This window comes from Cupriavidus sp. CP313 (genome assembly GCF_054072015.1).
Genome location: NZ_JBSVZB010000021.1, coordinates 1 through 24837, shown reverse-complemented (window position 1 = coordinate 24837; position 24837 = coordinate 1). Strand labels below are relative to the sequence as shown.

The window sequence follows — 24837 nt, the reverse complement described above, 5'->3', positions numbered from 1 at the left end:
GTTATCTCCTCGCTTGCTGACAGAGCTTGACTTGACGGCGAAGGGGGTCTTCGAAATCTAAGGCTAGTGTGCCGATTCCGGCGCTTGTCTCTGTTTTGGACTGGCCGTCGCGTAATGTGTAGTTGGCGTTGGCGTTGGCGTGGACCTTAAAGAACCGAGAAATGGTTATCGTGATTGATAGTGAGCCGATGGCGTCAACCTTGCCACTGTCGTGGTAAGACAGTCGCAAGACGACTGAGATGCCTACTGTAGCGATTCCCATGACATCAACATAGCCCGCGATGACTATCAAGGCGCCCACAGTCAATCCGCCTTCGGACTGGCCAAGCGTTTTCTGGAACTGGATTGAGATCGAGAGGGTAATGAAGACTTGGCCAGAGAACGGGCCGAAGGCGAACGCAAGCGCGGCAGAGGCGCCGGCGGCAACGTCAACCGTGACGGACAGTTCCTCTCTAAATGGTCGATACGTGGCTTCAACGATGACATATCCTGTGCCGCCAAACACAAAGAATGAGAAGATGAAGGGTTGCTCCGGGCGGGACAGGCAGAATCGATTGCTCAGAACAAAGTCGGGATAGGCTAGCAGCTTAAATTCATTCGATATTGCGATGTTGGTCACGCCGCTAGTACCAAAATTGAGCGACAGGGGCGGCATTGAAAATGCGTGCGACAGCCCGATCGGGATTCCGTCACGTTTCATGACCGTCATGCCACCGAATTCACCTGGTATTAACGTCGACAGAAAGTCCTGAATAAATTGTAGCGAGGGATTTAGCCGCACAGACTTGGCATCGAAGTCTACTTGGAGGCCGCCGGTTTGTGAAAATTGCAGGCCAAAGCGATCAAACTGCACCATAGGTTGTCCAGAGACCACCATTTCCAGACCAGCATCGATGCGTCCCAAGCCGCTTTGCGTGACGTCCGGACGGTTTTGATCTACCTCTAGACGAAGTTGACCGCTAAGGCGGGCGTTGATGAGATTGGCCTGGAATACGCTTAGCGAGAACATCTCGGTCTTGCCGGGGAGGGGGGCATTGATATCGATCTGCACCCACGCGCGTCCAGCTTTGCGGTCTAGATCGTGTGTAACCCTAATTGCATTACTGATGTCTGCCGGAAGTTTGCACCCGCCGAAGAGCCCGTCTAAACGGGCACCACCAATGTTACGAAAAACCTCACCAACATCCAAGGACGAGAGGTCGGCAGGTAGGAGTCGGTCGCTGAGACTATCGATTGGGAAGGCGAGGCCGATTGCTTTTAGTTGGTCTCCCAGCCGGTTAAACATTGCGGTGACTGGCGTGATGTCGATGATTTCCAGTTCGCTGAAGCAGGCTCGAAGTCGGTCGATATCTGCCTGCAGTGCTGCGAGCTCGGGCGGGCTGCTGACAGCAGAATATAGCCGGAGAAGGTGCCCAGGCAGCGCCATCGTATCTCCGTCCTGCAGTCTGGAGATAGCGTCAGTGACGCGGGCGCCATACGCTTGTGCCATTTCAGCGGAGCGGTGCAGGTCGTTCTGAAGTCGCCGCACGCCGTTGTCAATCGCCGTAACCCTTGACCGAATGGCGTCAAGTGTTTGTAGGCCCGACAGTTCGTTGATCTTTTTGCCCCAGGCGGTAAGTTCAGCGTCAAAGTAATCATGCTGCGAAATTTTCGCGAGGTACTCATTTAGTTTTGCTGGAGAATCTTCTAATGCCTCACAGATATCGCTTGCGACTTCGATTGCGTCCAGTGCTGACGCGCTAAATTCTCGTAGGATTTTCGATATCTCAGCGCTCAGACTAGGGTCTACGCTTAATAGCGCATGCAATCGATCCAGATGCGGAATTGTGACGGTGTCAGGTAAAGAGGCGAGGCGTCTTTCTAGAGCTGCGGTGAGCTGCGGGGAAATTACCGTGTTTATTAAGCCCTGCGGCCCAAACTGCGACTGAGCGGTGTCGATCAGCCGTTCCAGGTCAGAGGCCATTACATCGATAGAGCCGTGGAGTTTGGCGACGTCTTCTCGTATTTTTTTTGCAGTTATGCTCAAATAGCTGCACGCTTCGTCAACGAGCTTATCTAGGGGAGCCTGCATTGCAGCGAGGAAATCCTGCAGTGCCGTGTAGCCTTGCAACGCAAGGGCTTCGAGCCCCTTGGTGAACTCCTTGAGGGTGGAGCTGACTTCGTCAAGCTTTGCGTTACCCAGTTCGGTGCTTATATCAGAAGCTTCACGTATCAGACGATCGAGGCTGAACAAGATCGATCTGATGGCATCGGCGAGGTCCCCCAAGAGTACGGCTATGCCTTCCAAGTTGAGCTCGATGGCCTTGTCAATGGCAGACAATCTAAGCTCAAAAGTGCGCAAACCAGATTGCCACCCTACGAGCGTGGTTTGGATTTCTTCAAGCAGTGCTGTCGCCTGTGCTTGTTCGCCTTCGGGCAGCGTTTTGATGGCGGCCTCGGCTTTGTCCACGATGCCTGCCTGAATGTCGATGCTCGAAGCGTCAGCGAAGGTTTTCTTTAGTGGCCAAGCTAGAAGGACGCCATAAGTTCGCAGCCTAGAGAATGCCGCTTTTCGCTCGCCATCGGTCGCGGCTAGCATCGCGCCGACTGCGTTCCCGATGCGCAACGTTGCCTGAGATAGCTCTAATGTGAAACGTTGGCGAGCGTCCTCCAATTCGCTGTCCACTGCCTTTTGGAATGAACGTGCCGCGCCCAAGAGGCCATCTACAAATTCCTGTCTGCGCGCAGGTGACCACGGCTTGGAAGCGTCGTAGGCCATTGCATATGCGCGTATGCGCTCGTTGCCTTGAGCAACAGAGGCGTCAATGCCGTGAAGAATGTCACTCACGATCGCATGCGCGCGCGCCTTCCCTTCCTTTATTTTCGCAAGGTCGCTGGACGCTTCATCGAAAATAGGTTGCAACTGCTCGATCAGAAACTGAACTACTGCGGTGATGAGGTCTTGCTTTGCGCTTGGCAGTATCACCGATTTTGGGATCTCAATCGTGCGTTCCCAGTCCTGTAGGATGGACTGGACCAGCATCGCTTTGCCGTGTAGCGTGCTGAGGGCCTGGTCTCGCAGCGCGTTACAACCGCTGGCTTCCTCGGGGATGTTGGCTGTGCTCCCGGCGGTGATGAGGGGTGTTAGACAGTTGGCAGCCTCATTTTTGGCATTGTTGAGCCCCTCGTTCAACGCTTTTGCAAGTGTTGCCTGATTTTTCCCCCACCACGTCTGCAAAGCTTCCACTGGGCCGGGAGATCCAGCCTGATAGGATGAGGGCCCCATGGAGAGCACTCTGGCGATATGTTCGGAAAAGCTTTTGCGTACCCCATCTAAGCGTTCATTGCTCGCGTTCCAAGGCAGAACGGCATGGATGCCTGGTGTGTTTAATGCGGCCGCGTCTGCCGACGCTTTGAGCAGCTCGCTATATGGCTTGAAACGTTCCGCTGAGTCGGACCGGGGCAGCGCGCGCATAAACGTAATGCTTTCCAGTGCAACATAGATGGGCTTATTGGCGCGGCCTGCATTGATGGCGACCTTTCGTGATGCGGGGCCTAAACGCCATGTAAAGCGACGCAGCCCCGGTAGCGCACGCTGAACCGGGCGCCGGCGTTCCATCGTGCCTTTGGCGTCTTGCCTAGACCCCGCGTCTACACACGCGGCCAAGACTTTGGCGTCCGGTGCGTTGGCATAGTCGACATTGCGGCACAGCGGCCAGAGATCCGTGTTGCTGCCCGGGCTCTTGAAATCCGCATAGAAATACAGCAGGTCACAATCAAGGCATTCTTGGGCAACGACAGGCCTGTCCGTGTCCCCTTCAGCGATGCAACAAAAGGCGACATCTGGGAAGGGATAGACTTTGGGGCGTTCGCTGGCGGCAGCCCGATTCCATAATGGCACTTCCCATGCATGGCGGCCCACGTCGGCACCCCACGCACTATCGACATTGATGACAATGCCGTTAAAGCGCACGCTGTCTAAACAACCGCAAGTCAGTTTCGAACCGGGAAAGTCCGGATAAGCGCGTTCTCTTTCAAGGATTTCAATGAACTCGTTGACCTTGCGCAGGATGGGGCGACGGCTACGTGTGCGGTGCCGGTCTTCAGCATAGGTGGGTGCGAATTGAGCGGAAGGGTTGACGGTTCGCTCGTACACGACCACGTGCTTAGCGCGATGCCAAAGTGCACCAACACGTCCAAGCACCTCTACGCGCTGACTTTCAATGTGCCCGTTGCGAGTACGCGTGAGGATAGAAACTTTGCCGTCGAGGAAAACGGCTTGTTGCGTGGCGTCTCCGCCCATTGGAGAGAATGCTAAGCCGTCGAGCGAACCTTCGCCTGACACCGTATCGCGTGCGAGGGCACGAAACAGATTGGCCGATTCCACAGGCCATAGTACCCCCCCACTTAGCCCGTTCGGGTGATAGCGAAAGGAGCCGGTCGCTTGGGTTGCCGGCGCACACCATTCTGGCTGTTGCGGTGTTGAGGGATCAGAACCATCCTCGAGGTGGGAGACGGGCGAACGTAAAAGTGCGGTTTCCCGAAGCGCGAAGCTCACGCCATCACGGAAGTGGGCCGCAGAAATAGGCACGCTCGCCTGAGGATCGTCGGCCCAAATTTCCAGGCGCTCTGGACGCTGGATGAGAACCGGTCTCAACGCATTCCAACGCATTCCTGTAAGCGAATTCTCGTGCATAGAAGCGCGTGGAATCTGGCCCTGCAGTGCCTCAATTTCCGCGACGCGGGCGCCCCGCGAGGCGCCGCGCTCTTTCGAGACGTTCACGCTTACGGCTAATCCGTACAGAAATTCGGCGCGCAGCGCAAGTAGCTTTGCTCCTAGCCCAAAGGAGCTACGCTGCCGAAAAAGATCGTAGGCTTGCATCTCCGGCAGAAAATACCGTTGATCGACGTCCGAGGGTAGCACCCAGAGGTCTGCATTCGGGGACAAACGGAACTCCACGACGCGTCGCTGTAAGGCACTCGAGGGGGCGTGCTTGGTGAACTGGCGGTATGGGCGCGGTGTTTCACGTATCTGAGGATCGACCGGGTCGTCTTCTTCGGGCGTGCCGAGAAAATCGTGCAGCTCCAGACGGTGTGGCTTGTCCGCGCTCTCCCCTACGGATTGTGGGGGTAACGAATAACGATAGACTGGCGCAACTGCAGCAAAGCGCCATTGGCCGACACCACTGTTATAGCTCGCTGTTGCTCCAGACGCTAATCCGCCGCGCGCACCTAATGACTGACTACTAAAGCGAGCTAGGGAGAACGGCGCCGTGGACAACAGCAGGTATGAATCATTGCTGTTCTGTGGATCATTCTCATAGATGGTTGCCTCCAGGACGTGATCGGCGCTCGGTCCACAGCGTTCAGTACACTGCAGATAGTAGGTGGGCTGCGTCAGTTGCTTTGGTGTTGGGATCCGGTTAAGCGGTATTAAGATGGGATGCGGGCAATCAATGGTGCTGGTATCTACGGTCCGATCGGGGGCGAGCACGCGTACACTCGACAACGGCAGCGTGAGCGTCAAGTTGACAGCAACGGGAAGGGATTTGGCAAACGATACGGCGGGCATCGTACGAGCGCCGGCACCACCGAAGGTAAGGCGATTGGGATTCGTATTGGATCCGGCTTTAACCTCAGGAAGTAGGCCGGCATCGGCGTAGAACTGCAACGACCCAATGCGCCCGGTCCAAGCTGGCGTAGAGCTGATGTCGATGAGAAACGATGCGAAGTACGCTGTGCCGGTGTCGATGTCTGCGACGTGCTTGGGCTGCCACCCGTCGTCGTGGCCTAAAGTCAGTCCAAATTCCTGTCGCGCTTTAGGATCACTATTCTCGGATGCAAGCCCTCCAAAAGTCGCGTGACACTGAAGCGGCCTTGCGTGTTCCCCTGGCAATATCGTGTCCGGATCCGCGAGCGTCAGTCTAGAAGAGAGCGGCTCACCGGCCGCCGCAACGCCGGGAAGCGCAAGCGCGCCGCTGTCGGACAAGACGGGAAAAAAGGGCGGTGCGTACAGGGTGAAGCGCACCGATTGCCGATCGCAGGTGAGTAGCGGAAAGAGGCTTTGCGGGCGTGCGCCGTGGGTGAGAGGTAAGAGCGAGGGCAGCGCTCGCAGCGAGTGAGCTGCCTGGAAGAGTCCGCCCGCGGTGAATTCTGAAGGGCCGGTATCTCCAATGACTAGCGGTTCCGGTCGCTCTAGCGCGATCCACTCGTCCCAATGGAGACTGACCCTAACCGTCGGCACCCACAGCGTTGGCACCCATACTGTGTCTGGCCGGATTGTCCATCCTATCTCGCAATCGAGCAACATTCGCGGAGCATTAGTGCGCAGGTGTGCGCCAAGCTCATGAGTGAGGTCGAGGACGAAGGCGTTTTTGTTCCATCCGAGGCGCCCATCTTTAGTGCCGCTGGGCGCCTGCACGGCAAGACGCAAAATCATCTTTGATGTGACGGTGCTGCTTTTACTTACGTCCTGGGGTGTGGGCAATCGCCAACTAAGGTCCTGCGGGCTTTTGTAAAGCACGGGCAGCAACACCTCGTCATCGGCGAGACCAGCGAGGCGCAGTAAGCGTGCAATGGCTTTGCGACCATCATCGCGAAGGATCGCCCAATAGGCCAGCATGTCTCCACGCAAAGGAAACGGTGGGCTATTACGTTGACCGAAATACCGAACGAAGGGGGGATTTTCTGTGGCATCGCCGAAAGGCGCAAGATGGAATGCCCCCAACTTTTTCGCAACCGAGCTTGGCCAATTCTGAAAAGCGAAAGTCGCACCTTCAAGGCCTGCTTCTACGACCTGAAATTGGAGCGATGTCTCCTCGTTCTTCGGACGCGCCGGATAGCGCATCGTTATGGGAAGGACGGGTAAAGGCTGGCTCGCTCCAACCGTCTGGGGAATCAAGGTTGGAAGTTGTAGTTTGAGCTCGAACCCGTCATTCTCGGGAAGCCCAATTGTCATGCCGGAGTACTGCCCAGCTTCTGGGCGATACTCTATGCCACCCACTAGGGGAATACAGAGCTGCCGGGAATCCAGTTCGAACTGGCGTAACAGGAACGCGCCGTTGAACGCCAGCCGACGCCCCTTCGCGTGTTGACCTTCGGGTACGTCAATCCACAGTGAAGTGGGCTGGATTGCGCGCGCGGCGAGCCATAGGTGAGCTTCTCCAATGGAGTAGACGTTGTCCGTGGCGATCGGGGCCGTTTGTGGGGGATCGTCGCTTTGTTCGGGCCACCACGTGAGCATTGCGCGCAGGCCGCCTCCATCACGAGGTTGGAACGTGATATCGACGCATCCTCTACGGCGATGACTCTTGGCGAGGGGTGCATGTTGCGGGGATGGCGGCCAGAAAAAGTCGCCGTAGAGCCGAAACGCTAAGGCCATCGCCGCCCCCCCTCTAGTTGTGCGTTCTTGGTGGATGCCCAAGAACGCAAAGAACGTTGACTGCTTCAGATCCTCTAACAACGTAGTCGATCCGAATAGCGTTTGTAACCCTCAAACAGGTGGGTATGCTGTATTGCGATATGAAGAGGACTTGAAGAACTTCGCAAGCCTGCGGTACGAGGGGGCCATCAACCAAGAGGATGGTTTAATACCCGACTTTAGTTGGTATTAGGCTGCCAACCCGCGGCTTGATGGTGAAGGCTGCAAGAGTTGGTGCAGGCAAGTATGTACCGGTACGGAAACGAAGTCAGCGTCGCGGCTTCCCACCGGGAACGGTGGGAAGTCGTGCTGTCTGCCGCAGGATTGGCCTCGTACAGCAGCGGCGTACGCTCCACGAATTTGACTCGTGTCGCAGGTTTAGCGCCATGACTCCCTTGCTATGGCGCCAAGGCGTAACGCCACGAAAGCAAGACGAATTGCCGTCTTTCCGCGCCGATCTGTACTTCGTATTGGATATCGCGATAGAAGTATGTCTTGCCAGGGCCGACGTCGACCACATGCCAAAGCTCTCGAAGGCTACCGCCGGTAGCAAGATTGGCCGACAAATAGGTGGCAGACTCCTTTGTCTTCTCGACGTTGAGAAGGTAGCCGACGAGGGTTTTTACGGTCAATGAGGCGGCGATTGCGACCCACCCAGCAGGTAGTATCATCTTCATGGAGGGCCCTAGACCCGCGCGGAAAAATCCGAATCCGAAGCTTGTGTCCAGGTTCAGGACGTCTCTCAGAGTATCGCGATTGGCTGCTGTTAAGGTGTGCTCGGCCGCAAGAACAGTCTCACTTGGAGTGCTGAGCTTACTTCGCTGATCGGGTGTGAGTACTGCATAGAATTTGTCCTGTGCCGGAGGGTGGCTTGAACCCGTCTGAAATGTGATCGGAAGCCAGACCGTAAGGGCTGCGGTCATCGAGCTAATATCAAATCCCTCTCTTGCAACGGTTTCGTCTTCGTGCCAGGCCATCGTGACCTCCATATTACGTTGAAAGTCCCCGGTCTCAGTGTTTTGCACATGGCGGTCCCTTCCTATGTTAGCTGGGGAAGGGTGGCGCACTAACTTCCAACCGACAGGTGTTGCAACGAATACTAGTACAATATCGCGCGCGGGCAAGTTGGCGTGGAGAGTTAATTGAGCTTGCGCAGTGCTGCCGTGATGCTTGGCGGTCCAGAACTCACTCCACGGGGCATATGCTGGAAGTACTCTCGGGCACGGTTCAAGCTGCTTTCCCACGCGTGAAAAATTGGCGAGATATTGAGCCTGGGGAGTTTGATAGAGCCCCGAATGGTCTTGGATCCGATTTATCGTATTTCTCCGATGAGGCGTTTCGATACTATCTTCAGGCATACCATATTGCTGATTTAAACAGTAAATTGGAGTCCAATTACCCCGGTTTGAAACCTAACGAGTGGGCTCATAAAGCGAAAAGAAAGTACGTCAATTGCATGCGCTATGGGGCTCGAACCTGATGGGACTCCAGCGTATATACATCTTCTGTCTCTACAACGGGAAAAGAATTTGCAATTGTCTCGTATCTTCGATACAAGATGAGCGTCGGAGAATTAATGAACACCGACGAGGCATCAGTAGATGAGGCGCTCAGTAACTATTTGCTGTGCGTTGCTCCGTCTCTGAATCCAATTTAAACGACTGGTGTTGGAACGCTTACGGTCCTTGCGCGGTTGCCCCATGAAAGGCGGCTCATGGCCGGTCTCGGCCGGACGCTGGTCGCGGGACTGCGGCCGCGTCAAACCGACCGCCTAATCTGTGCCACCCTTTATGGGTATCTCATAAGGCGCTTATTTGCTCTGCAAGCAAGTGATGAGTAAGAGCGAGGTTGCCCGCCTAGAAAACTGGCCGCGACTAAAGCGAGAATTCGCACTGCTTTTCACCCCCAATGAGAGTGTGTACTAGCTTATATGTTGAGCGGCCTTTCTAGTGGCGGATCGGGGCGTAGACGGCAGTAACATCCGGCGTCTCAGACATTTACTGCTGGCAGCGCATTTCCAGGCCTTTGATTCTGTTTGCAATCGGAAGGCATTCTGTCTGTCGCTCGGCGCGCGCGCGCCGCCGCTGTCGGTTGTAATGCAAGATCGAGAAATGGGAGCTGAGGCTCCCATTTCTCTTGGATACGACTCAAAAAGGGCGAAGGCTGCTGCTATCGACCGCAATATCTTCTATGCAGAGCATGTTCGAAAGATAGGTGTCTTAGAAATTCTCCACGACATGGTAAGCACGGTAGCACCGTGGCCAACCATGCCGTCGCCGACCGCCGCAAGCAACAGAAATCTGTCGCTGTGACGAGCGAAGCTAGCCTCAATTTCTGCCCAGTGCGGCCTAAGCACATTGAAAGCTCTGTCGATCCCTTCGATATCCGTCCTTTAAGCTTGCAGGTCGCTAACGCTCTAGCAAAGCGGTCGGCGAATGACAAAGGCGTTGGCTCGAATGTCGCCGGAAGAAGCCTTTCCCACCAGGACATCAACTTCGCGTTCAAGGTCATTTGCTGCGACTATCGCGCTTGGGGGAATACCCCACGCGCTCGCGGCCGCTTCTAGCACGGCGCCTGCCAAAGTCATCGGAACGTCATCTTCATTGTGGAACGATCGACCATACTCCGATATCCCATGGCCGCTCTGAAAGACTGTCGGTAGTCCGGATGCGCCCGTGATAAACACATTGAATGCAGGCTCGAACCCCTGAGCGTGCTTCAGCTCATAGTCATGTGTGAACCAGTCCATTATGACTAACTCATCAGGCAGCTCCATCTGTGCGATCTCAACCGCGGACACGAAGCTTCCACCGTGCTTGGCAATTGGCAAATTACCGGTGCTGCCGCCGCAGATTCTTATGGTCTGCGCCGCGGAAATCTGAGACTCAGGCTCCTGATACAGTGCCGAAACGAGTGCCGCTTGATCGGATGCCCAGCTAGCAAGCTTCTCCTTAGGCAATACAGGCTCTCCGTGGTCGCGTGCGGCGCGCGTCGATTCTCCGACGATGAATCCCGCGATGCCTTGTAGTGGAGACGCTGTGAACCCTCCTACAGTGACAGCCCCATGTATAATGGGGTCCGACAGCATATATGCCATGTCCGCTGCGACAATGCAAATCCGCGCCACGGGCTCGCCGCTATCATTGGTCAAAATGCGAAGATTTGCGGCAGCTCTTGAGGCGAAGGCCTGTCGGCTCTCAACAGAAAAGCGGTCCTCATATAGGGCGGGGCAACGATCAACAAGTAGAACCTCCCCTGGGACGGTTGTCCAATCAGAAGGCAGTATCACGCACTGCCTTTGTCCCGCATGCGAAGCTACAAGCTTAACGTCGAGCGTCGGGGCCGTGTGCTGACAAAGGGATATTAGGTCGGGTGCTTTATCGCCGAACATATTTAGCAAACCGCCAGCTTCGTGAGGTGACTTCCGAAGCGTCAGCTCGACAATCGTTCCACCGTCGCGGAGCTGCTCTTCGCGCTTGGCTGGTCGGAGTATTGGCCGGCCATTGAGCCCGGAGCCAAACTCGAGGACTAATGTATCTATGGCGGCTGCGTCGGAGCGCCTGGTTACAACCTTGACGCGATCAGATGCCATAAATACGGAGAAAAATCCTATTCCGTACTTCCCGGTGCTTCGAAAACCTGTTGAAAGAAGGCCGGGAAACTCTTCTTGTACCTGAGGTTTACTCCAAAAGCTCGAGCCAAAGTCCAGAAGATACTGGGTGAGTACTCGTGAGGACATCCCGATCCCATCGTCTATTACTCGAAGCGTGAATGTCCCTGCATTCTCGACTAGCTCTACCGACACTTGTCCAAAGTCAACAGGCCGGTTTTCGTAACTGCGGCGTGCACGAATCGCATCCGCTGCATTCTGGATCAATTCCCTTAGTGGCACCGCTGGATTGTGCCCGTACAACTCTTCGCCGCCAAGGCTCCTAATTATGTTAGGCAGATCGGACAGATGAACTGTCGCATGAATAGGATGCCAGTTAATCGTCTGGATGTACTGAGCAAGCCGTTCCGGGTGATCAACACCAGCAACCCGACGAGCAGAAAATCGAGGCATGGAGCGGTCGGCCAGAAGGCTATCAATTGCTCTAAGCTCCGCATCGACCATCCGTAGCGTATCGAGGCAGAGCCACCACGCACTTGCCTCCTCCAGAGAGAATGCTTGGCCTGAAGTGAAAACAAGGGCATCGTCCCGCACGTAGGACTTGTTTAAACGCTCCTGAAAGGTCCAATGAATCCGCGATGCTGGGCTGATACTTGAGAAGATTCTTTGAAAGGAAGGTGATCGCCGTGCGTCGACGTGAGCGGCGTCGGCTGATCGTAGAATGCACGCGATCTTCAACGGATCAATCGTCCAATTTGCCGGCGCCCAATGAGGGGCGCCAACTCGACGATCTAGGCGCTTTTCGACTTCCGTCAGTGACCACCAGTGGCTATGCGCAATCTGCCCAATAATTCGACCGAAGGTTTGCCTGAGCTCAGTATCTTCGATGAGGTATTGCGCAGATGCCTCCGTTCCGAATTGAAGAAAAGCGAGCTTTTCTGCGTTCTCGGCATGTACTAGACGCAGCAAGGAAAAGAGGGCAAGTTGGCGAGCGTCTTCTGGAGGCGCTGAAATCTCCTCAGCGCGTGGTGCTCTGCCGTGCTTCGCGTGGAAGTAGGAGTGAATGGTGTCAGTCCAGCGCGGGTCGTTCCTGATCGCAGATAGGCCACCTGGCGTCGCAGCGATAGACATGGCTAGGTCGTGCAAAAGGATACTTCCGCCTAGGACGTAACCTTCCGTCGGAGTGAGCGAGTAGTCCGATCCTACTATTTGCGAGGCTACCTCCCACAGCGCATCGAGATGAGTAATGTCGTGGACGGTTAGGTCAGGTAGGTCCTTAGCGATCTCTAGGGATAGCAGATTGGCGCGATGTCTGAAGCTCAAGAATGAAGCGCGCAAGCGGTCGCGTTCCGTCTGATGCAAGTCAGGCTCTGCGTTGGCCAGCGTGCGTAGCCATAGTGAACTCTGTTCGACGGTCTTGGACAAGTTTAGCATTGGATTGCTTTGAGGTTTTTTCAGGTAATGAGCCGATTCGATCGCTAGGGTCTTCAGCAAGCCTAACTCAAAGTAGATCGAACTGAGGCGCAGGCCATATCTGGCGCTTGCGGTCTAAGTTGATCGGGAAAAACTCCGGAAAGGGCTTAAGGCAAGACATGATGACCCATAAACGGTACAAAAAGACAGTACTAATCCAGCCACGAGTTTGTCAAATGGCACGGCTTGCGGTACCCGTCCGAGATTCGGCGCGAGGACATGGTGAGCTTCTGTGGGATGCTGACCAACGAGCGACGGGTGGAGGTGTCCATGTAAAACCAAGCACTGAACGCCCTGCTGTGTCGCTATCGTGAAGTGTTGGGAGGTGGCTTGCACGGCAGGAGTTCTTGAAGCACTCAGATATGAGTTCAGCCAAGATCCACGCCCATGCGGTAGGGGAAAAGGGACAGATCTATTTCAAGATCTAGATCAGAAATGGTTCCGTCCCCTTAGTCTCGTCCCGACAAGGATTGAGGTATCCGCAGCAAGGCATCTAGGAACCCCTTCCCACGGTAGCTACTCCGAGGAAATTACGACAACCTTGTTCCCTACTTCAACCTTGAGCGACTGCCCGATCTTGAAGCCTGCCCGTTCCAACCATACCCCACCTAACCGAATCCATGGAACGCATCGCATCCCACTATAGCGATTACCTTCAGTTGCCTTGACGCGGAAATGCCTGTAGCTGGTCGTGAATGTGCGCACGTGCGCAGTGGAAGATATCTTCCGCATAGCGAACTCCTGATTCGAAACTTGGATTTGCCCGTGCAAACTGGGCGGCCGGGCACTTGAACACCGCCCGCAGATCGGCCCGCATTTTTCCCCTTTCGGGTCTTGTATCGATGCGCGCTGCCCGGCCTTAGCAGAAAGCTATGGAAGACGCGCCACGGACTATCGGACGTGGCAACGCTGCGGGGGGTGTGTTCAGCACCATGGGCAAGCCTACGTGTCTCGCGCATGACGGAGAATGAGACGAGTCTAAGTTCACAGCACAGGATTGCCGACGCGCGCGGTCAACCCTCACCCCGCTGCAAAAAACCCCGCAAAAACAACCGATCAGCACGCCGCACCTTCTCACGCCGCGGTGCATCCAACCCCGCCACATCCAATCCCTGAACTGCCCGATGGAACGGCTCGGCCGCCACGCTCTGCAGGAACTGCGAGGCCACGAAGGCGATCTCGTCATCGCTCGGATTGCCGGCAGCCCATGTGCGGAATACCGGCTCGAATGAGCGTGCCGCGCCGAGGATGGCGAAGTCGACTACGGTTCGGGCCAGTTGTGGAAACCGTGGTGCTTCGGCAATCGTCACGCGATACAGGCTCAGGACCTCGGGTCGCAGGATCCATTCGAGCAGCTCGCAGGCCATGCGGACCAGGCGTTCCTCCAGCGGCTCGCTGTCGACTTGCGCCGGCTATCCGGTTCGCAGGTTCTGCGCCAGTAGCGCAGCACGGCCGCCTCGAAGACTTCTGCCTTGCCGGCAAAGCGGGTGTAGTAGGTCTTCTTGGAAATGCCGGCGGCGGCAATGGCCTCCACGCTGGTGGCGCCAAAGCCGTGCTCGATGAAGAGCCGGGTGGCGTGATCCATGATGGTGTCGGCAAGCTGCCCGGCCCGACCAACGCACGAACGGCAAGCGCCAGATCGCCGACGAAGCCGCCAACGTTCGCCAGGCTGTTGATCGCACCGAGTCTGACGGCGGGTTGTCACAGCCGTAGGTCAGATTCGCCTTGAGTGAGCCGGTGAGGATCATCGGCGCTTGAAGATTCAGAAATAGATCTGTCCCCATTTCGCCGGTCCAAACGCTGCAAATGTTGCTGGTGAGAGCGGCCGCATCAGATTCAGGTCCAAATTTGGAACATAACCGCGTGCGTCAAAGGCGATGCCCCGGTTCGCCGCCCACTCCTGCTGTGCTCTGCAAATGGCTGCTACAGACATGAATCGCCTCCGTTGAGCGCTGGTCGCCCGACCAGCGGTCAGGCAAGGAATCGTAATAACCAGTGACGAATGTTTTTTAGCCGGGGCAGGGCAGGGAATCCGCCAAATGGCGGAGCGGGAACAGTGTCCCGCCACAGACGGCTTGCCGGCTAACGATTGCTCGATAGCCGGCGTGGGGAAGGGAGTCGATAAAAATGGCGAATCACTGAGAGCTTCCGAACAAACCAACTCCCAGCGGCGGATCAAACGAACCGGCCTCATCGGTCCAGCCGTCGAGGTTGCCGCATTTCACCCGGTAGGAAACTAAAGCTTTTGTCTCGACGTTGACCAGTCGGCATCGTGTGCCCGGCTGAACGGTTCCCTCGAAAGGCCCGTGCCGCTGCAATACGTCAAGCGGGGCTTTATGCAGCGGAACGGGTGCTACGGCCGTTCGCCCCACAACGTCAATGGTATAGCCACCGAACCAAGCGTAAGCGAGGCCGAACGCAACGGCGCATACGCTCCAGATGAACACCTTACCAATTGCCGGACGCGCCACCTTCGTAACCCTTCCCGTAGAACCTACGTTCGACAAGCCGATTTGACTTCTCCAGTACAGCCAGCAATTCCGCAGGGAATACTGGCGTTGGCAGATAACGGGGATCATGCGCCATGATGCCAATCATTTCCAGCACGTCTGCGACATTCGAGCTACACGAATTATCGAGCACACTATATTCTGCGTCTACCATCACCCGTCTGTCCAGTTCATCACGGATAATAGCTTTTTCGCGGGGGGTAACCCATAAATACAGGCCAGCTACATCACGCTTGACCCTTTGAGTATTGCTCTTAAGGTATTCCGCAAGCGAGCCCTTGTAGTACCTTTCATGCGCTCGGCTGTACACCGTACCATCTATGCCTATGGCAACGTGTCCAAAAGCGGATGCAGGGCGTGGCAAGCTGTCTAAGACAAACACCTCTACGTACTCTCGCTCGATATAGACGGACTTTGGCCCGTCATTGCTGATAGGTGTCGTCGTGCGCGTGGCAATCTTTGTCATCCGCTTGCCGTTTGGGGAAATGATCGTATCAGTCATATTCATCCTTCCACATAAATTGCAACGTCTTCCGATTGTGCGACACTCGATAGCAGGTGGGTATGTCCATCGGCGTTTGTCGTGCCGTGTTCGACTTCACCATTTCCTCGCCTGATCGCGTAGGCAATATTCGGAACGGGCTCTTGCGAACTCGCATCGCGAATGACATAGCGCTCGTCATATGCGAGCACCGAAGTTCTATCTTCGGATGCGCCGCCATGGATAGCGTTACTCGCTGTCTGCGCTTGGCCGTACCCACTGCGAGAAACTTCAATTGTGAAATCGTCTTGGGTATGGAAAACGAAAGGCTTGTCTGCACACTGGCAGTTGACGCGGGCGCCACTCACAAGGATTTGCTTGCCGAATAGATCGAAAGCCGGATAACAATCGTTCACCACCGGTCCGCTGGACTTGCAGGCTGGACACGTCGCAATGTCCCCTTCCACGCCGACGCTCACGCCGTGGTGGATCATATGGTTTGTATGGGCGATAAGTTGACCGCCCGTGCTGGTTGGATCGCCGTTCTTTAGTGCGTAGCGAATATCCGGCATTGCCTTCTCCTTGTCATGGACGAAGCTCCATCGATCGTGGCAGATCGCCACCATGGGATAGAACTGCACGCGGGTTATGGCCGCAATCAGACAAAGCCTAAAAAGCACTGCGAATATTCCCCTTTCGAGATCCGGCGCCGCGCCACCGCCTGCCCCGGCGTTCGCACCGAACTCAGGAAATGAACAGCCAGGAAGTCCAGAAGTTGCCGTACACGCGGCACGGTGGACATCGGCATCTATGAACGCAGCCCAGGCGTGATCGACCTGCCGACGGAGCCGAATCGGACTGATCGGCTGGTCTTGGTGATGGCGCGCGACAATGCGCTGCCCCGGGGTAAGAGGGTCACCTCGGAAGACGTGCTGGGCTGCGAACTGATTGTCCTCGGCGAAAGCTCGGCGATCTCAATCGGACTGAAGCGGCTAGCGGAAGCGGCCGGGGGCGTGCTCCGCGTGCGCGAGGGGGCATCGGGAGCACGGCAGCAGTTGCGCAGCGGGTTCACGAAAATCGTTGATGGCCTGATCCTTGCGCAATTGTCAGTCCGCCCCTGAACATCGGGCGAAAGCGCAGCGTGCTGCTCCTTGACATCCTCCCCTCCCTAAAGGGAGGAGATTCCCTCTGCAGGCGATCGATGTCCCGATCGGGCAAGGATATTTAGCGCAGCATTCACATCGCGATCATGTACAGCACCGCATCGACTGCATACCCACTGCCTTACTCCAAGGTCTGCGATACCTTTCGGCCTCTCCGGCGGCATCGCGTCGCACGAAGAGCAAACCTGGGTGGTGAAACGTTCGTCGACTTCCTCGTACCACGCGCCATGCGCAATCGCCTTGTACGCGAGCATTGTGCGGAAGGACGACCAGCCCGCATCGAGGACGGACTTCGCCATGCTGGTCCTGGCGAGGCCGGCGGCGTTCACATTGCCCACCGCGATGTAGTCGAAGTCCCGCACGATGCGATGCGAGAGCTTGTGCAGGAAGTCACGCCGTGCGTTGGCGATGCGCGCGTGGAGGTTCGTGGCTTGTCGCCTCTTGCGCGCACGCTGCGCTTTGGCAAGGGCTTGCTCGAGTTGGCCAAGGTGACGCGGATTCTCGATCTTCTCGCCGGTGGAGAGTGTGGCAAGGTCCTTCAAGCCAAGATCGATGCCGACGCCGCGTGCCGGGGACCGGGCCTGGGTGTCGGCAACTTCAATCACGATGTTCAGGAACCAGTTGCCTCGCGCGTCGCGAGAGAAATTCGTCCCGTCCTTGATCTTGCCTTCGGGAAGGGGGCGGGAGTTGAAAACGCGAAACGTATTGCCGGCAAAGCGGAACGCATCGCCAGAACGCTTGAGATCTCGCCCCTTGAGCGGCACCCAACCGAGGGACCTACGGCCCCGATAGCGCAGGTACGGCCGGCGGTGCTGAATACGGGACTTGGCGTACTGCTCGCAAACCGCGTTGATGGTGCCGGAATGGATGCAGAGTTCTGTGCTGCTGCCAGTCGTCAACACGTTCAGATCGAAACCCGTGGGCCATTTCTTGCCCCATTTGAGCGCGTGCTTCTGCGTGTCATTGCAGAAGTTCCAGACGTAGTTCACCGCGCGCCTCTGCTGATTGAGAAGACCGTTCAGCGACTTCACCCGGTAGCGATAGACGAGAAGCATGCCGGTCATTCTAAATTGGAAGTGCTTGCTGCCGGCAGCACTCCTTTCACTCCCCGCCCTGAAGGTCGGGGTTTCTCGGAGCAAGTCTGATGAAAGTGTCTCCTTGTATTGTGGGGGGCGACGACGAGAGGGTCAGGCTGCCTGTTGCATCGCGCCAGAAGCATGGCCGGCCAGTGTTGCGGCGTAATCCTGGAACCGCCGAAGCTCCTTGGGCGGGACGAGCGAGCCGCCGGTGGCCCAGATCACATGCGTGGCGTCGTGCATGTGCAATCCGTGATCGCGCACATACGCCTGGCCCTCGGGCGAGCGACGCAGCCAGCCCGGGCCTCCGATGCCGGCGGCCGCTGACGGCTCGACTTCCACGCCCATCGACGTCTTGAGCGCGAGCAACTGAACGTAGAGTTGATCGTCGGGGACGGTGAACACGCCGGCGAGTTGGGAAGCCATCAACGGGCTGACCAGATGGGATGCCTGGCCGACAGCGAGGCCATCGGCGTCGGTTCGGTTATCCAGGCCGATGTCGTAGACGGATACGGGAGCTTGCGCACCTGAGGCCAACTGCACCAGTACACACGGCGAGGCCACGGGCTCGGCGAAGAAACAGTGCACATGTTCGCCGAACAGTGCCTTGAGCCCGTAAGTGATACCACCGGGTGCGCCGCCGACACCGCAGGGCAGATAGACGAAGAGTGGATGCGCGGCATCCACGACGCGGCCGGCTTCGGCCAGCTGGCGCGCCAGGTGGCGTGCCGCGGCAGCGTATCCGAAGAAGAGCATGGCGGAGCGCTCGTCATCAACAAAATGGCAGCGCGGCGCTGCCAGCGCCTGCTCCCGGCCCGCTGCCACGGCTTCAGCGTAGTCGCCTTCATGTTCCACGACGCGTACGCCGCGTTTGCGCAGGCGGTCCTTCTTCCACGCCTTGGCGTCCGCGGACATATGTACAACCGCATCGAACCCGAGAGCTGCCGCCATCACGCCGATGCTCAAGCCGAGGTTGCCCGTGCTGCCGACCGTCACCGAGTATTGCGAGAACAGCGTGCGCACTGCCGCTGTCGCCAGCAGGCGGCGATCACCCTCAGGCTCGAGGACACCGTGCTCGATCGCGATGGATTCGGCAATCGCCAGCACTTCATGAAAGCCGCCGCGAGCCTTGATGGAACCGGCAATCGGCAGTTCGTCGTCCCGCTTCATGAACCATGCCCCCTCGGCGCCATCGTTGCCGACGATCGCGTGTTGGAGTGCGGTGGCCGGCATCAATTGCGATTCCACTTGCCCATGGCTTGAACCCAGTTCGGGAAACACCGTCGCCATGAGCGGTGCACAGCGCGCAAGGCGCGCCTCGGCCGATGCGATCAGTTCCGTCGATGGGGCGGAATCCGGCAGGGGTCGCCCCAGCCTCGGATTCAGCCAAAGCAGCGGCTGTCTCGATTGAAGTAATGCTAATAGATCACGAGTAAGCGGCAGGGTGCCCATCACGTCCTTCTCCAAGGAATTCCTTATGAACCGTGATCGTAGACGCTGTAATCGTGCAAAAATAGCGATCGTTTCTAACGCATGCATTAGTCAGGCTAATACGAATGCAGCTCGATTCCTCTGTTCTCGGCGCGCTGCGGTGTTTCGAAGCCGCGGGGCGCTTGCTGAGCTTTACCAAGGCCGCCGGATCGCTGAGCCTCACCCAAAGCGCGGTGAGCCAACAGATTCGCCATCTGGAAGACCGTCTCGGCTACGTGCTCTTCGTGCGCCAGCCGCGCAACTTGAAACTGACGCCAAAGGGTGAGGCTCTGTTCGAGACGACCACGCGCGCACTGCACGAGATTCAGCAGACGATCCAGCGACTCGGTCTGCCAAATGCGCCTTTGCAGGTCAATTGCCTGCCGTCATATGCGCTGCAATGGCTGATGCCGCGCCTGACTGAGTTCCACCGCGAGCAGCCGGACGTATCCGTGCGCCTGAAAGCCGAGTTCCAGGCCCTGGACAGGCAATCGATGGACGCGGAAGACATTGACGTGGCAGTGCGTTACGACCCCGTCCGCTACAGCCAGTTGCAAGCTGACGTTTTGCTGGACGAGTACCTGATTTCGGTGGCCACACCCGAGTACCTCACCCAGCATCCTGGGCTATCTGACGGGGCTTCGCTCGACGGCGTCGTGTTGCTGCATGACGCATCGCCATGGGTCGGCGCAGCCGAGTTTGTGGAATGGCGGACATGGCTTGAGGCCTTTCATCCGACATGGATTGCGCATCTGGAGGGGCCGCAATTCAATCTGTCGAGCCTTGCCATCAGCGCGGCGTTGAACCACCAGGGGGTGGCGATGGGGCGTACGGCCCTGGTCTATGACGAGATCAGGAGCGGACGGCTGGTGAATGTCTTCGGCAAGCACGTACGCGCGCCAGCGCGCTACATGCTGCTTTCTCGTAATCCTGAGGATAGGCGCGTGACCATTTTCTCGACGTGGCTCAAGGCAGAGTGTGCGCGCTTCGATACCGCGCGAATGGAGTTGCTTTCGCTGAATGGAGTACCGCGAAGAGCCGGGTTGGGGCGTTGATTCGATAGCCCCTTGGAAGAGAGCCCTTCCAAGCCAGGCTTGACGAGATTGCGGAGAAGCGGATAGATTGACGCAACCATGAGCCGCCGCCCCGCCTCCCTCTCTCTTGATCTCACTGCGAACCAGCCGCAGTGGGGCGCGCGCGCCAAATCCAAAAAACAGTCGCTCATCTGACCGGAGCGTGCTGTTCCGTCAGTTGAGCGACGGAACAGCATCAGTGTAGAAGACGGTCTGCCAATCCCTCCCTTACCGTCTTGAGCGCCTCTTGCTCTGTCGCTTGCCTGTGCGGTTTCCGAATCGGTCGATCCGGAGCATGCAATGCAAGAAATGAAGTATCTCTATCGCGGTATCTGGCTACCCCTGGTCACCCCTTTTCGCAACCATGAGGTGGATCACGTCGCACTGCGGCGGCTAGTGGCCCATTACCGCGGTAGCGGCTTGTCGGGCTTGGTGGTATGCGGCAGCACCGGCGAAGCCGCCGCGCTCGATGAGGCGGAACAGTTGGCCGTTCTGGATACCGTGCTGGCCGAGGCCGGGGAGTTGCCGGTCATGATGGGCTTGGCAGGCAACAATCTCCGGCATGTGCTGAGCCGTCTGGACAGGATTGGCGAACGTCCGCTGGCGGGGGTCTTAGCGCCAGCACCGTACTACATAAGACCGTCGCAAGAAGGATTGAAGGAATACTTTCACGCGCTGGCCGATAGATCTCGGGCACCACTGGTGCTGTATGACATCCCCTACCGAACCGGTGTAACGCTGAGCACCGAAACGCTGCTCTCGTTGGCGAACCACGGCAATATTCGAGCTATCAAGGACTGTGGCGGTAACGCTGAAACTACACAGGCGTTGATCGCCGATGGCCGCCTGGCTGTCCTCGCGGGAGAGGACCACCAACTGCTTGCCACGCTGTGCATGGGCGGTCAGGGCGCAATCGTTGCGTCCGCGCACATTCGGCCTGATCTCTTCTCGGCGCTGTGGCGCGCTGTGGCTGAGCGGCGCCTGAGCGTCGCACGCCAGCTTTTCCATGCCCTAATGCCGCTGATTCGGCTTCTGTTTGCAGAACCTAACCCAGGTCCGGTCAAGACGTTACTGGCCAGGCATGGCTGGCTGTCTGATGAACTGCGTTTGCCAATGACGTCGGCTTCAACCGCGCTCGCCGAGCAATTGGCAATGGCGTGTGAAGCGTTGGATTCGGTACACGCGAATGCGTTGTAATTGCGCAGGCTAGAGGCAGGCGTACGGTCACTGCCGTATGCCTGCCATATTCAAGGCAGCAGTTTGGCAGAGGCGTGTCTCGGTTGAGAGCTGCGCGTATGAAAGGCACCACAGCACCAGATGCGGCGGCAAGTTGCCGCAGATACACTATGCGCACCCGTTCAGCCAGCCAGGCGGTACCGCTCGGGTGCATGCAGGAAATCCAACCTTTTCTCCATACGAAACCGATGAAAGCCATCCTTTCTGCTCTGACTCTTGCTCTGCTGGCCCCGGTCGCTGCCCAGGCCGCTAACGAATGCGACAAGTACCGCACCAGCTACGACAAGACCTACTGCTTCGCCAAGCTGTTTCTGGAATCCGACAAGGAACTGAACGGGAGCTACAACGAACTGCGCGGCATGGTTGGAGACAGCGTGAAACAGAAGCTGAAGGACACTCAACTGGATTGGATCAAGTACCGCGACGCGTCATGCGAGTCGGGCGGCGCGATTGACGTGGATTGCAACTACCGCGTGAACCGCGAGCGTGCTGAATACCTGCGCGACCGGGTGCGCGAATGCAAGGCGGGCACCTGCCGCAACGACATGATCGCCAAGAAGGCCTGGAACTGATCCGATGGCGCCGGTGATCTCCGCCAGGCGCCGCGCGGTGCTGGCATGGCTGGCAGCTTGCCTGCCGGCTCTCGCCATCGCATCGCCGCCAGCCATCGGCACGCGTCCGGCCCGCATCGTCATTGATCCCGGCCACACACCGGCGCAGGGCGGCGCACTGGGCGTTCGTGGCATCCGCGAGGTTCGCTACAACGACGGCCTCGCTTCGCTGCTGGTACAGGCGTTCACACAGGCCGGGTTCGACGTGGCACTGACCCGCGGTCCGGGCGACAACGTATCGCTGGAAGAGCGCGCCCGCTTCGCCAATGTTCGGCAGGCCGACCTGTTCCTGTCGATCCACCACGACTCGGCGCAGTTGCAGTACCTCGAAAAGGTCGCAGTCGGCGACCAGGACGCGTATCGGACCACCCGGCCCATTTCCGGCTATTCCATCTTCGTGTCGCAACGCAACGCGCACTACGCGCAAAGCCTCGCCGTCGCGCAGATGCTGGGGACGGAAATGCGCAAGCTGGGCCGGCCACCGACGCTGCATCACTCGGAGCCAATCGAAGGCGAATCACGGGAGTTGCTGGCGCCCGATTTCGGCATCTACCGATTCGACGATCTGGTTGTCCTCCGAAAAGCCGAGATGCCTGCCGTGCTGTTGGAAGCGGGTGTCATTGTTGATCCCGCAGACGAGGGTTACGTTAGTGATCCGGGAAATCAGGCCCGCATTGTCCATGCCATCGTCACTGCGGTGCGGCGGTACGTCGCGACGGCTCGGATCGGCTACGCACAACAATGACAAGGCAGCGGCTGCGCTTGTGGGGAGATTTGTGCGCCGACTCCGCCATCGGCCTTCCGAAATGCGGCATCACGCCGCGGCCACTGAGAACATTGCCCGAATCACCCTGATGTCCAGTGCATAGCAGGCAACAAATGCCAGGACGGTCATCGCGGCGATCAGCAGCAATAAGCGACGTTGCCCGGGACTGACCCAGAGCAAGTATCCGAGCGCGCCAAGCCATACCAGCACAAGCAGCGTGTCAACCAGGAACACCGCAGCTGACACAACCCCCGCATAGCCAACAAACATGTCGTCCCGCGTTGGTGCGGCAACTATGTGAAAGAGGCTTAGCCCAATAAGAGAGGCAGGTAGCAATACGGAAGGCAGTAGGAATAACCAACGCAGAACCATCACCTCACCCCCTCAGCCACGACCCGAGCGGCCAACGCTTGCAGCCTGCGCGGCAAGTCCGCCACCATGTGCGCATAGTAGAAATGGCCCTCACCATTCCCAGCCGACATCTGACGCGCAAGTTGTGGCGCTGCTGCCGCAAGAGCCAATTGCGATATGCCCGCGTAGATCGGGTCTCCATGTATCGTCAGGTCAATCACGACAACTTTGCCGATGTGGCGATGCTTTCGCAATTTGTCCAGGAACGCCGCATCGATCGGCGAGCCGATCAGCACCAGATGGTCAACAGTATGCCCTTGGTTGGCGTAGTAGTTGGCGGTCTGTGCTGCAAGCAATGAACCGTAGGAATATCCGATCAGGTTGAATTGCGGCGCGTCCGCTGACATGCCAGAGGCGATAACCCATTCCGCGTTGTCCTCATAGCGGATTGTGAGTCCGGCACGAATGGCATCGACCAACATTCCGCGCTCGCCGAGGACCGTCCGTGTTGCCGAGTTGGTCAGGCCGAGACTAAACGATTTTATGCCAGCACCCTGAAACGCCCTGGCCGTAGGCGGGATATAGCTGCCATCCAACCCCGCACCACCCCAATACAAGGTACCCCGTGGCCGCAACAGGTACACCTTGACTGGTTCTCTATCCGAAGCCGGCGTCAGCCGGATGTTGACAGTCTTGAGCGGTTGCATGGTTACGCATCCTCCCCAAAGACCTCAAGCCTGACCGTCGCCGTGCGATCCGCGAATACAGGGGTGGTGAAGCCGCTGCTGTCGGTGCGGCCTTCATGGGTTCCGGTCTCGCCGGTCAGGCGATAGCGCCAATTCACCAAGGGCTGTCCGCTGGCTTCATCCAGCAACTGGATGCGCTGGTCGTAGCTGGCGGGCTCGCCTGAGTGCAACGCTTGCGTGGTCGCAGCAAAGCCGCTGGGCACAGCGACACGCAGCTTCGCAACGTGGTCCGCGGTGATAGTCATCGTGAACGGACGCGAGGCATGAAAGACAGGCGCTGGTCGGCAACCGCATGCACAGATGTCTCCGCTGAGGGCCACTTCCTTGCCCCTATCTCTAGAGGGGACGCGCGGACCGACACAGACAATCACGCCCGGGCGCTTGCATACAGGGCAGTAGACGGCGTCGCCGTCGCGGGCAACTGGCTTGCTGTGCCAGAAGTAGGAACTGCTGCCGCCAACGATGACAGCGCCGTTGTCGGCCTTGTCGCCTCTAACCAGGTAGGTCCGGGTCACCATGGCGAGCCCTCAGCGTTGGAAGGCGCGTACGGCGAAATCGGCGCGAGGCGGAGGTCTTTCGATATCTCAAGATGAAGGTTATCGTTTCCAATTGAGGCCATTTTCAGCGTTTCATGAGCATGGCAGGTCGCCACTAAGACATGGAACTAGACGTGCGCTATGGAATCAATCAGCCAAATCCTAAAGTGGCCCCTGAAATTGCGTCTGTATGACTTGGCGCTTGGCACAAATTGGAACGGAAAATTCCCGGGAATGGAGGCCGTTGGAGCGGCCCCCTGAATCGCCGGACACAGTCCCCCACTTACAATAGCGGGTAGGCATACGACTGTGTTTATGACTAAAACGAAGCAGGAA

General features: G+C 57.6%; 20 protein-coding genes. 5 read left to right on the top strand and 15 right to left on the bottom strand.

Features of this window, described 5'->3' with window-relative positions; all coding sequences use genetic code 11:
* Position 1: 1 nt before the first annotated feature.
* From ACW4E8_RS25580 to ACW4E8_RS25535, 10 genes are all read right to left on the bottom strand, one after another.
* Complete coding sequence (locus ACW4E8_RS25580; RefSeq protein ID WP_456807178.1) at positions 2-6937, bottom strand: hypothetical protein; 6936 nt, start codon at positions 6935-6937, stop codon at positions 2-4.
* A gap of 860 nt (positions 6938-7797) precedes the next feature.
* Positions 7798-8376, bottom strand: a complete 579-nt coding sequence (locus ACW4E8_RS25575; protein WP_456807075.1) for a hypothetical protein — start codon at positions 8374-8376, stop codon at positions 7798-7800.
* 1439 nt (positions 8377-9815) lie between these two features.
* Entirely contained in the window at positions 9816-12503 is a 2688-nt protein-coding gene (locus tag ACW4E8_RS25570) for an HD domain-containing protein (RefSeq protein ID WP_456807074.1), read from the bottom strand.
* Between the two features lie 495 nt (positions 12504-12998).
* Positions 12999-13214, bottom strand: coding sequence for a SymE family type I addiction module toxin (locus ACW4E8_RS25565; protein ID WP_456807073.1), 216 nt, complete (start codon positions 13212-13214; stop codon positions 12999-13001).
* Between the two features lie 281 nt (positions 13215-13495).
* Complete coding sequence (locus ACW4E8_RS25560; RefSeq protein ID WP_456807072.1) at positions 13496-13849, bottom strand: TetR/AcrR family transcriptional regulator C-terminal domain-containing protein; 354 nt, start codon at positions 13847-13849, stop codon at positions 13496-13498.
* Positions 13804-14067 carry a TetR/AcrR family transcriptional regulator gene (locus tag ACW4E8_RS25555; RefSeq protein WP_456807071.1) on the bottom strand — a complete coding sequence of 88 codons (264 nt, stop codon included), beginning with the start codon at positions 14065-14067 and terminating at the stop codon, positions 13804-13806. The genes ACW4E8_RS25560 and ACW4E8_RS25555 overlap by 46 nt, the downstream gene beginning before the upstream one ends.
* A 177-nt stretch (positions 14068-14244) precedes the next feature.
* Positions 14245-14415, bottom strand: coding sequence for a hypothetical protein (locus ACW4E8_RS25550; protein ID WP_456807070.1), 171 nt, complete (start codon positions 14413-14415; stop codon positions 14245-14247).
* A gap of 202 nt (positions 14416-14617) precedes the next feature.
* Positions 14618-14929 (bottom strand): hypothetical protein, encoded by a 312-nt coding sequence (locus tag ACW4E8_RS25545; protein ID WP_456807069.1) that lies wholly within the window; start codon positions 14927-14929, stop codon positions 14618-14620.
* Position 14930: 1 nt separating this feature from the next.
* Positions 14931-15494, bottom strand: coding sequence for a hypothetical protein (locus tag ACW4E8_RS25540; RefSeq protein ID WP_456807068.1), 564 nt, complete (start codon positions 15492-15494; stop codon positions 14931-14933).
* 2 nt (positions 15495-15496) lie between these two features.
* Entirely contained in the window at positions 15497-16114 is a 618-nt protein-coding gene (locus ACW4E8_RS25535) for a PAAR domain-containing protein (protein WP_456807067.1), read from the bottom strand.
* 153 nt (positions 16115-16267) lie between these two features.
* On the opposite strand from ACW4E8_RS25535, the gene ACW4E8_RS25530 reads away from it, so the two are divergent.
* A complete protein-coding gene (locus ACW4E8_RS25530) occupies positions 16268-16594 on the top strand; it encodes a hypothetical protein (RefSeq protein ID WP_456807066.1) in 327 nt (108 codons plus the stop codon).
* A 47-nt stretch (positions 16595-16641) separates the two neighbouring features.
* Here ACW4E8_RS25530 and ACW4E8_RS25525 read toward each other — a convergent pair whose 3' ends face one another.
* Positions 16642-17691, bottom strand: coding sequence for an RNA-guided endonuclease InsQ/TnpB family protein (locus ACW4E8_RS25525; protein ID WP_456807173.1), 1050 nt, complete (start codon positions 17689-17691; stop codon positions 16642-16644).
* A 132-nt stretch (positions 17692-17823) separates the two neighbouring features.
* Positions 17824-19164 (bottom strand): D-serine ammonia-lyase, encoded by a 1341-nt coding sequence (locus ACW4E8_RS25520; RefSeq protein ID WP_456807172.1) that lies wholly within the window; start codon positions 19162-19164, stop codon positions 17824-17826.
* 104 nt (positions 19165-19268) lie between these two features.
* Here ACW4E8_RS25520 and ACW4E8_RS25515 point away from each other — a divergent pair, with 104 nt between their 5' ends.
* From ACW4E8_RS25515 to ACW4E8_RS25500, 4 genes are all read left to right on the top strand, one after another.
* Complete coding sequence (locus tag ACW4E8_RS25515) at positions 19269-20237, top strand: LysR substrate-binding domain-containing protein (RefSeq protein ID WP_456807065.1); 969 nt, start codon at positions 19269-19271, stop codon at positions 20235-20237.
* A 318-nt stretch (positions 20238-20555) separates the two neighbouring features.
* On the top strand, positions 20556-21452 hold the full coding sequence (dapA, locus tag ACW4E8_RS25510) for a 4-hydroxy-tetrahydrodipicolinate synthase (RefSeq protein ID WP_456807064.1): 897 nt from the start codon (positions 20556-20558) through the stop codon (positions 21450-21452).
* A 98-nt stretch (positions 21453-21550) separates the two neighbouring features.
* A complete protein-coding gene (locus ACW4E8_RS25505) occupies positions 21551-22063 on the top strand; it encodes a lysozyme inhibitor LprI family protein (RefSeq protein ID WP_456807063.1) in 513 nt (170 codons plus the stop codon).
* A gap of 4 nt (positions 22064-22067) precedes the next feature.
* Positions 22068-22847, top strand: coding sequence for an N-acetylmuramoyl-L-alanine amidase family protein (locus tag ACW4E8_RS25500; protein WP_456807062.1), 780 nt, complete (start codon positions 22068-22070; stop codon positions 22845-22847).
* Positions 22848-22916: 69 nt separating this feature from the next.
* On the opposite strand, the gene ACW4E8_RS25495 is transcribed toward ACW4E8_RS25500, so the two are convergent.
* The 3 genes from ACW4E8_RS25495 to ACW4E8_RS25485 all read right to left on the bottom strand — a co-directional run bounded on the left by ACW4E8_RS25495 (position 22917) and on the right by ACW4E8_RS25485 (position 24483).
* Entirely contained in the window at positions 22917-23138 is a 222-nt protein-coding gene (locus ACW4E8_RS25495) for a hypothetical protein (protein ID WP_456807061.1), read from the bottom strand.
* A gap of 101 nt (positions 23139-23239) precedes the next feature.
* Complete coding sequence (locus ACW4E8_RS25490; protein ID WP_456807060.1) at positions 23240-23926, bottom strand: thioesterase domain-containing protein; 687 nt, start codon at positions 23924-23926, stop codon at positions 23240-23242.
* A gap of 2 nt (positions 23927-23928) precedes the next feature.
* Positions 23929-24483 (bottom strand): PAAR domain-containing protein, encoded by a 555-nt coding sequence (locus ACW4E8_RS25485; RefSeq protein WP_456807059.1) that lies wholly within the window; start codon positions 24481-24483, stop codon positions 23929-23931.
* Positions 24484-24837 lie beyond the last annotated feature (354 nt).

Bases quoted from the DNA above. Each gene is read 5' to 3' on its own strand.
- ACW4E8_RS25505 (WP_456807063.1), top strand. From the start codon at position 21,551: ATGAAAGGCACCACAGCACCAGATGCGGCGGCAAGTTGCCGCAGATAC.
- ACW4E8_RS25525 (WP_456807173.1), bottom strand. From the start codon at position 17,691: ATGCTTCTCGTCTATCGCTACCGGGTGAAGTCGCTGAACGGTCTTCTC.
- ACW4E8_RS25520 (WP_456807172.1), bottom strand. From the start codon at position 19,164: ATGGGCACCCTGCCGCTTACTCGTGATCTATTAGCATTACTTCAATCG.
- ACW4E8_RS25550 (WP_456807070.1), bottom strand. From the start codon at position 14,415: ATGTCTGTAGCAGCCATTTGCAGAGCACAGCAGGAGTGGGCGGCGAAC.
- ACW4E8_RS25540 (WP_456807068.1), bottom strand. From the start codon at position 15,494: ATGACTGATACGATCATTTCCCCAAACGGCAAGCGGATGACAAAGATT.
- ACW4E8_RS25565 (WP_456807073.1), bottom strand. From the start codon at position 13,214: ATGCGGAAGATATCTTCCACTGCGCACGTGCGCACATTCACGACCAGC.
- ACW4E8_RS25495 (WP_456807061.1), bottom strand. From the start codon at position 23,138: ATGTTTGTTGGCTATGCGGGGGTTGTGTCAGCTGCGGTGTTCCTGGTT.
- ACW4E8_RS25575 (WP_456807075.1), bottom strand. From the start codon at position 8,376: ATGGCCTGGCACGAAGACGAAACCGTTGCAAGAGAGGGATTTGATATT.
- ACW4E8_RS25500 (WP_456807062.1), top strand. From the start codon at position 22,068: ATGGCGCCGGTGATCTCCGCCAGGCGCCGCGCGGTGCTGGCATGGCTG.
- ACW4E8_RS25485 (WP_456807059.1), bottom strand. From the start codon at position 24,483: ATGGTGACCCGGACCTACCTGGTTAGAGGCGACAAGGCCGACAACGGC.
- ACW4E8_RS25555 (WP_456807071.1), bottom strand. From the start codon at position 14,067: ATGGATCACGCCACCCGGCTCTTCATCGAGCACGGCTTTGGCGCCACC.
- dapA (WP_456807064.1), top strand. From the start codon at position 20,556: ATGCAAGAAATGAAGTATCTCTATCGCGGTATCTGGCTACCCCTGGTC.
- ACW4E8_RS25490 (WP_456807060.1), bottom strand. From the start codon at position 23,926: ATGCAACCGCTCAAGACTGTCAACATCCGGCTGACGCCGGCTTCGGAT.
- ACW4E8_RS25515 (WP_456807065.1), top strand. From the start codon at position 19,269: ATGCAGCTCGATTCCTCTGTTCTCGGCGCGCTGCGGTGTTTCGAAGCC.
- ACW4E8_RS25560 (WP_456807072.1), bottom strand. From the start codon at position 13,849: ATGGCCTGCGAGCTGCTCGAATGGATCCTGCGACCCGAGGTCCTGAGC.
- ACW4E8_RS25580 (WP_456807178.1), bottom strand. From the start codon at position 6,937: ATGACAATTGGGCTTCCCGAGAATGACGGGTTCGAGCTCAAACTACAA.